Source organism: Micromonospora sp. NPDC049799 (assembly GCF_040656655.1).
In the GTDB taxonomy this organism is placed as follows: Bacteria; Actinomycetota; Actinomycetes; order Mycobacteriales; family Micromonosporaceae; genus Micromonospora.
The window spans coordinates 1-7,984 of record NZ_JBFAMU010000230.1 but is presented as its reverse complement, the minus strand read 5'-3'; the positions used below and the strand labels follow the sequence as shown (position 1 = coordinate 7,984).

The 7,984-nt window shown below is 72.5% G+C and carries 6 protein-coding genes; 5 read left to right on the top strand and 1 reads right to left on the bottom strand.

What is annotated here, in order from left to right; genetic code table 11:
* Positions 1-84: 84 nt before the first annotated feature.
* Positions 85-1,050 carry a glutathione S-transferase C-terminal domain-containing protein gene (locus AB0I76_RS17840; RefSeq protein WP_357036301.1) on the bottom strand — a complete coding sequence of 322 codons (966 nt, stop codon included), beginning with the start codon at positions 1,048-1,050 and terminating at the stop codon, positions 85-87.
* A 109-nt stretch (positions 1,051-1,159) separates the two neighbouring features.
* Between AB0I76_RS17840 and pcaF the strand changes: the two genes are divergently transcribed.
* The 5 genes from pcaF (at position 1,160) to AB0I76_RS17815 (ending at position 7,955) form a co-directional block, all read left to right on the top strand.
* Positions 1,160-2,365 carry a 3-oxoadipyl-CoA thiolase gene (gene pcaF, locus AB0I76_RS17835; protein WP_357036298.1) on the top strand — a complete coding sequence of 402 codons (1,206 nt, stop codon included), beginning with the start codon at positions 1,160-1,162 and terminating at the stop codon, positions 2,363-2,365.
* 242 nt (positions 2,366-2,607) lie between these two features.
* Positions 2,608-3,426: an SAM-dependent methyltransferase gene (locus tag AB0I76_RS17830; protein WP_357036295.1), complete on the top strand. Its 819-nt coding sequence runs from the start codon at positions 2,608-2,610 to the stop codon at positions 3,424-3,426.
* Between the two features lie 4 nt (positions 3,427-3,430).
* Positions 3,431-5,599, top strand: coding sequence for an EAL domain-containing protein (locus tag AB0I76_RS17825; protein ID WP_357036292.1), 2,169 nt, complete (start codon positions 3,431-3,433; stop codon positions 5,597-5,599).
* Positions 5,596-6,096 carry a DUF456 domain-containing protein gene (locus tag AB0I76_RS17820; RefSeq protein WP_357036289.1) on the top strand — a complete coding sequence of 167 codons (501 nt, stop codon included), beginning with the start codon at positions 5,596-5,598 and terminating at the stop codon, positions 6,094-6,096. Before AB0I76_RS17825 ends, AB0I76_RS17820 begins: the two co-directional genes overlap by 4 nt.
* Before the next feature lie 269 nt (positions 6,097-6,365).
* Positions 6,366-7,955 (top strand): amino acid permease, encoded by a 1,590-nt coding sequence (locus AB0I76_RS17815; protein WP_357036286.1) that lies wholly within the window; start codon positions 6,366-6,368, stop codon positions 7,953-7,955.
* Positions 7,956-7,984 lie beyond the last annotated feature (29 nt).

The following is a 7,984-nucleotide window of genomic DNA, read 5'->3' as shown; positions in this document are numbered from 1 at the left end:
GGGGGTCTCCGAGACCGTCGACTTCGCCCACATCAAGCGGCACTACGACGGCACGCACCCCGAGATCAACCCGACCGGCGCCGGTCAGCCACGCCCGTGCGGCGTGGTCCAGCCGGACAGGTCCGGGCCGAGCGGCACGACGCCGGTCGGGTTGATCTCTGTGTGCGTGCCGTAGTAGTGCCGCTTGATGTGGTCGAAGTCGACGGTCTCGGAGAACCCCGGCGTCTGGAACAGGTCCCGCGCGTACGCCCACAGCACCGGCAGCTCGGTCAGCTTGTGCCGGTTGCACTTGAAGTGCCCGTGGTACGCCACGTCGAAGCGGACCAGGGTGGTGAAGAGCCGGACGTCGGCCTCGGTGATCGTGTCCCCCATCAGGTAGCGCCGGACGGACAGCCGCTCGGACAGCGCGTCCAGCCGGGCGAACAGCGCCCGGAACGCCTCGTCGTACGCCTCCTGGGAGGTGGCGAAGCCGCACCGGTAGACGCCGTTGTTGACGTCGCGGTGGATCTCGGTCATCAGCGCGTCCATCTCCGGGCGCAGCTCGACCGGGTAGAGGTCCGGCGCGTCGGGGGAGTGGAACCGCCGCCACTCGGTGGACAGGTCGAGGGTGAGCTGCGGGTAGTCGTTCGTGACCACCCGGCCGGTGACCGTGTCGACAAGTGCCGGCACGGTGACCCGGCCGGTGTAGTCGGGATCCGTCGCCAGGTACGCCTCGGAGAGGTAGCCGATGCCGAGCACCGGGTCGAACGCGTCCGGATCGAGGCTGAACCGCCAACCCCGCTCGTCCCGGATCGGGTCGACGGTGCCCAGCGAGATCACGTCCTCCAGGCCGAGCAGGGTGCGCACGATCCGTGCCCGGTGCGCCCACGGGCACGCCCGGCACCAGATCAGCCGGTAGCGGCCCGCCTCCAGCGGCCAGCGCCCCTCGTCGTCCGGCCCGCCCCCGGGCGGGGAGGTCGAGTGCGGGGTGACCCGACCGGTGAACCGGTTGGGTTGTCGTACGAACGCTCCGCCGCCGCTGGTCTCTGCGCTGAACTGGGCCCGGGCCATGTGGCCAACCTATCGGCTGCCGGCGCGGATATCCTGGCGGCCGGGCGTCCCCCGCGACCCGGTGGCCGCTTCCGACCCCACCCTTCCCACCCCCGCGAAGGACCTGACGATGACCGTGGCATACCTGGTGGCCGGTGTCCGCACCCCGTTCGGCCGATACGGCGGCGCCCTGGCCGGCGTACGCCCCGACGACCTGGCCGCCCACGTGATCCGTGAGCTGATCGCCCGCCACCCCTCGGTGGACTGGGCCCGGGTGGACGACGTGGTGCTGGGCTGCGCCAACCAGGCCGGCGAGGACAACCGCAACGTCGCCCGCATGGCGGCGCTGCTCGGTGGCCTGCCCGAGGAGGTTCCGGGCAGCACGGTCAACCGGCTCTGCGGCTCCGGCCTGGACGCCCTCGCCTCCGCCGCCCGGTCCATCGTGGCCGGCGAGGCCGACCTGATGGTGGCCGGTGGCGTGGAGAGCATGAGCCGGGCCCCGTTCGTGGTGCCCAAGGCGACGACCGCGTTCTCCCGCGCCGCCGAGATGTACGACACCACCATCGGCTGGCGGCTGGTCAACCCGCTCATGGAGAAGGGGTGGGGCATCGACTCGATGCCGGAGACCGCCGAGAACGTCGCCGCCGAGTACGGCGTCGGCCGGGCCGAGCAGGACGGGTTCGCGTACCGCTCGCAGCAGCGCGCGGCGAAGGCACAGGCCGACGGCCGCCTCGCCGAGGAGATCGTGCCGGTGACCGTGCCGGCCGGGCGGCGCGGGACGGCGCTCGTCGAGGTCGACGAGCACCCCCGGGAGACCTCGCTGGAGAAGCTCGCCGCGCTGCCCACCCCGTTCCGCGCCGGGGGCACGGTGACCGCCGGCAACTCCTCCGGCGTCAACGACGGCGCGGTCGCGCTGCTGGTCGCCTCCGAGGCGGCCGTCGCGCGGTACGGCCTGACGCCGCTGGCCCGGATCGGCGGTGCGGCGGCGGCCGGTGTGCCCCCGCGGATCATGGGGATGGGTCCGGTGCCGGCCACCCGGAAGCTGCTCGACCGGCGCGGTCTCTCGGTCGCCGACGTCGACGTGGTCGAGCTGAACGAGGCGTTCGCGGCGCAGGCCGTCGCGGTGCTGCGCGAGCTGGGCCTGCCGGAGGACGCGGAGCACGTCAACGCCAACGGCGGCGCGATCGCGCTGGGGCACCCGCTCGGCGCGAGCGGCGCCCGGCTGGCGCTGACCGCCGCGCTGGAACTGCGCCGGCGCGGTGGCCGGCGGGCCCTCGCGACCATGTGCGTCGGGGTCGGCCAGGGCATCTCGCTGCTGGTGGAGAGCGCCTCCTGACGACCGCCGTGTGCCGACCCGACGCCGCGGGCCGTCATCGATGGGTGACGGCCCGGTCTCGGAGTGTCGTCGTCCGCCCGCGGGGGTAGGAAAGTGGAGGAAGGGGATCTCCCGCAGCGCTGCGCGGCGGGCCTAGAGTGGTGACCACCACACGATCCGCGGGTCGGCCGGTCGGTCGTCGCGTGCCCGCACGCGCCGTCGCCGGTTCCCTCCCGCACCGCGGCGAGACATGGGGTAAAGAAGTGCAGATGCCGGACGGACTTCCCGCCGAGATCGATCTCTCCCGGCCCAGCGCGGCCCGGGTGTACGACTACTTCCTCGGTGGTGCGCACAACTTCGAGATCGACCGGCAGCTCGCCGAGCAGATCGCCGGCATGACCCCGAACCTGGCGGCCACCATGCGGGCCGGTCGCGAGTTCCTGCGCCGGGCCGTGCGGGTGCTGCTGGAAGACGGCATCGACCAGTTCCTCGACATCGGCTCCGGCATCCCGACCGTCGGCAACGTCCACGAGGTCGCGCAGAACGCCAACCCCAAGGCGCGGGTGATCTACGTCGACATCGATCCGGTGGCGGTGGCCCACAGCCGGGAGCTGCTGGCGGGCAACGACCTGACCGGCGTGATCCACGCCGACCTGCGGGAGCCCGAGCGCATCCTGGCCGAGGCCCGCCAGCTCGGCCTGCTCGACTTCAACCGGCCCATGGGCATCCTCCTCGCCGGTGTCGTGCACTTCATCCCGGCGGCGGACCGGCCCGGCGACATCCTGGCGACCCTGCGGGCCGCCGCCGCGCCCGGCAGCTACCTGGTCGTCTCGCACTCCACCTTCGAGGACCAGCCGCAGGAGATGCTGGACGCGCAGCGGCTCTCCGCGCGTACCGACACCGAGATCACCCTGCGGTCCCGGGCCGAGATCACCAGCTTCTTCGGCGACTGGACGATCCTGGAGCCCGGTGTGGTGCACATGCCGCTGTGGCGTCCCGACTCCCCGTCGGACGTGGACGACAACCCGGAGCGGTTCGGCGCGTTCGGCGGCGTCGCCCGGTACGACGAGTCCGCCGGCTGATCCCATGGCCGCCCTCCCCGATCCCGGCGGAAACGAGGTCAGCCGGGCGGGCGTCCAGGGATACGCGGCCGAGTGGGCCCGCGCCGTACGCCGACTCGGTTTCGTGCCGCTCGGCGCGGTCGAGACCGAGCGGCTGCTGCACCTGCACACCGTCCGGTTGGCCCGGGCGCTCCTCGCCGAGCCGTTCTCGCCGGGGCCGGCGGAGGAGGTCGGCCGTGCCCTGGTGCAGGCGCACCTGACCGACCCCGCCATGCTGGACTGGTCGGTGTGTGCGCTCGGCGAGGGCTTCCTCACCCGGGTCCTGCCCGACCGCGTGCACGACGACGCCCTGGCGGAGCGGGTGGCGGCGCTGCAGGGCGGTCTCGCCGCCGGCTACGCCCGTGCCCTGCGCGACCGCACCTTCGCGCAGCAGGAACGCATCGCGCGGTCGGCGTGGCAGGCGCGGGACGAGGTCGAGCAGGCGCTGCGGGACAGCGAGGCCCGCTTCCGGGCGGTCTTCAGCGGCGCGGCCATCGGCATCGGCATCGCCGGCATCGACGGGCAGGTCATCGACGTCAACCAGGCGTTCGCCGACATGCTCGGCTACACGATGGAGGAGCTGCGCCGGATCAACGTCGCCGCCCTGTTCCACCCGGACGACGCGGTCGGCATGTGGGAGTTGTACCAGGAGCTGATCGAGGGCAAGCACGACAGCGCGCGGGTCGAGAAGCGCTACTACCGCAAGGACGGCACCGTCGTTTGGACCGACCTGGCGGTCTCGCTGGTCCGTTACGACGACGGCCGGCCCCGCTTCACGGTGGCGATGATCGAGGACATCACCGAGCGGTACGAACTCCAGCAGCGGTTGCGCTTCCAGGCGCTGCACGACCCGCTCACCGGGCTGCCCAACCGCACCCTGTTCTTCGAGACCCTGGGCCTGGTCCTCGACACCGCCGGCCCCGCGCGCCGGGTCGGGGTCTGCTTCCTGGACCTGGACGGGTTCAAGGCGGTCAACGACAGCCTCGGCCACGACCTCGGTGACCGGCTGCTGGTCGTCATCGCCCAGCGGCTCGCCGAGTGCGTGGCCGCCAGCGGCCACCTGGTGGCGCGGATGGGCGGCGACGAGTTCGTCATCCTGGTCGACGACGGCGCGGGCATCGACGACGTGGTGGCCGTCGCGGAGGCGGCCCTCGCCGCGGTGTCCGCCCCGGTACGGGTCGGCGACAAGCAGCTCGCCGTCTCGGCCAGCGTCGGCGTCGTCGAGTGCCCGGTGAGCGAGACCAGCGCCTCCGACCTGATGAAGGCCGCCGACACCACCCTCTACTGGGCCAAGGCGGAGGGCCGCGGCCGGTGGGCGGTGTACGACCCGGAGCGCAGCGCCCGCGACATCGCCCGCTCGGCGCTGGTCGCCGGGCTGCCGGCGGCCCTGGACCGGGGCGAGTTCGTGCTGCACTACCAGCCCATCGTGTCCCTGCTGGGCGGCACCATGCTCGCCGTCGAGGCGCTGGTCCGCTGGCAGCACCCCGAGCTGGGGCTGATCGGCCCGGACCGGTTCATCGGGCTGGCCGAGGAGACCGGGCTCATCGTCCGGCTCGGCGAGTGGGTGCTGCGGCGGGCCTGCCACGACGCCGAGGAGTGGCGGCGGCAGTTCCCGCAGGCCCGCCTGGTCGTCAGCGTCAACCTCGCCGCCCGCCAGGCCGACGACCCGGCCATCGTGGACGTCGTCGCCGACGCGCTGGAGTGCAGTGGCCTCCCCGCCGACCTGCTGCAGCTGGAGCTGACCGAGAGCGCCGTGATGGGCACCGCCGGGGAGCCGCTGCGGTCGCTGCACCGGCTGGCCGCGCTCGGCGTACGGCTGGCGATCGACGACTTCGGCACCGGCTACTCGAACCTGGCGTACCTGCGCCGGTTGCCGATCCACTGCCTGAAGCTGGCCGGGCCGTTCGTGGAGGGGATCCGCGGTGACGGTCCGGATCCGTCCACCGACCACCGGGACGAGCGGATCGTGGACGCGCTGGTCCGGCTGGCGCACGCGCTGGAGCTGTGGGTCACCGCCGAGGCGGTGGAGACCGGGACGCAGGCGGAGCGGCTGCGCGCGTTGCGCTGCGACACCGGCCAGGGGCGCTGGTTCGGTGCGCCGGCCCCTGCCGCCGAGATCACGGCCCGACTACGCGCGGCGGAGGCACCGGGATGAGCGTGACCGATTCGCAGGCGGTGGTCTCGGTGGTCGCCGCGCTGGCCATCCTCGCCGGGCTGGCCGGTGTGGTGGTCCCCGGCCTGCCCGCGCTTCCGCTCTGCTGGGGCGGGGTGCTGGTCTGGGCGGTCTTCGGCGGCGCGGGCCCCGGCCGCTGGGCGGTGCTCGCCGCCGCCACCGTGGTCGCCGCCGGCGGCACCGTCGTCAAGTACGCCTGGCCGGGGCGGAACCTCAAGCGCACCGGGGTCCCCACCTCGTCGCTCCTGGCCGGCGGGCTGCTGGGGCTGGTCGGGTTCTTCGTCGTCCCGGTGGTGGGGCTGGTGCTCGGCTTCGTCGCCGGGGTGTGGGCGGCGGAGCGGCTGCGTCTCGGTGACTCCCGGCTGGCCTGGCCGGCCACGAAGCAGGCGGTCGCCGCCGCCGGCCTGGCCATGCTGGTCGAGTTCTTCGCCGGCGCGGTCATCGCCGGCGTGTGGGTGCTGGGCCTGCTGTTCGCCTGAGCCCGGCGAGGTGTGGCGGCGCGGGGACCCGTCGGATTCGGGTGTGAGAGAGGTGACGTGCCCCGCGCCGCCGCGGTGCCGGGCGTTGCCGAGCGCCCGGCCGGTGGCCCGTCGCGATCGGGCCTGGTCACGGGGTCAAGGATGCGGCCGCAGGGCTTTGCCCGGCAATGCAATTAGCGCGAATCCCGCACCGGGCGCATTGACCGCCTTGATCGACGGGACGAGACTTCGCGCACTCGCAACCGGGAACCACCGCAAGGAGGTGTCCAGTGGCCGCCACGCCCGCGCCGACCGCCGAGCAACCGATGGACGACGACGCCCGACGGCTCGCCGAACTCGGCTACCAGCAGGAACTACGCCGCAAGTGGAGCGGCTTCTCCAACTTCGCCATCTCGTTCTCCATCATCTCGATCCTGGCCGGCTGCTTCACCACGTTCGGCCAGGCGTGGAACAACGGCGGCCCGGTCGCCGTCTCCTGGGGCTGGCCCCTCATCTCGCTGTTCATCCTGATCATCGGGTTCTGCCTGGCCGAGCTGGTGTCGGCGTACCCGACCGCGGGAGGGATCTACTGGTGGGCGGCGCGGATGGGCCGCCCGGTGCACGGGTGGTTCACCGGCTGGCTCAACCTGATCGGGCTGATCGCGGTGACCGCCTCGGTCGACTACGGCTGCGCCACGTTCCTCAACCTCACCCTATCCGCCCTGTTCGACGGTTGGGAGGGGACGCTGCGGCAGACGTTCCTCCTCTTCGTGGTCATCCTCGTGCTGCACGGCCTGATCAACATCTTCGGGCACCGGATCATTGACGTCCTCCAGAACGTCTCGGTCTGGTGGCACGTGGCCGGCGCGACGGCCGTGGTGGCGATCCTGGTGTTCGTTCCGAACGACCACCAGAGCTTCCAGTTCGTCTTCACCGAGCGGTTCAACAACTCCGGCTTCGCCGGCGGGGACACCGGCGGGTTGACCTTCTGGTTCTACGTGCTGCCGCTGGGCTTCCTGCTCACCCAGTACACGATCACCGGCTTCGACGCCTGCGCCCACGTTTCCGAGGAGACCCGGGGCGCCTCGAAGGCCGCCGCACAGGGACTCTGGCGGTCCATCTTCTACTCGGCGATCGGCGGCTGGATCCTGCTGCTGGCGTTCCTCTTCGCCGCCACCGACGTGGAGGCGGTCAACGCCGCCGGTGGCTTCTCCGGGGCGATCTTCGAGTCCGCGTTGACGCCGTTCTTCTTCAAGACGGTCATCATCATCTCCACCATCGGCCAGTTCTTCTGCGGCATGAGCTGCGTGACGTCGATGTCGCGCATGGCGTACGCCTTCAGTCGGGACCGGGCGGTGCCTGGCTGGCGGCTGTGGTCGAAGGTGGACCGCAACGGCACGCCGGTCAACGCGATCATCGGCGCCACCGTCGCCGGGCTGGTGCTCACCCTGCCGGCGCTCTTCCCGAACGCGGCCGGCATCCCGGTCGCCTTCTACGCGGTGGTCTCCGTGGCGGTGATCGGCCTGTACCTGTCGTTCTTCATCCCGATCGCGCTGCGGCTGCGGATCGGCGACCGCTTCGAGCCGGGGCCGTGGACGCTGGGCCGCCGGTACAAGCTGCTCGGCTGGATCGCGGTGATCGAGATCGCGGTGATCTCGGTCTACTTCGTGCTGCCGATCGTTCCCGCCGGGGTGCCCGGCAACCCGGACTTCACGTGGTCGGCGGTCAACTACGCGCCGATCGCCGTGGGCGGGGTGCTGCTCGGCGTGGGGCTGTGGTGGTGGCTGTCGGCGCGGAAGTGGTTCACCGGGCCGGTGCGTACCGTCGACCTGCCGAGCCCACGCTCGGCGGAGGCCGCGCGCGCCGACGAGCCGGCCTGACCCGCGCCCGCCCCCCCCCCCCCCCCCCC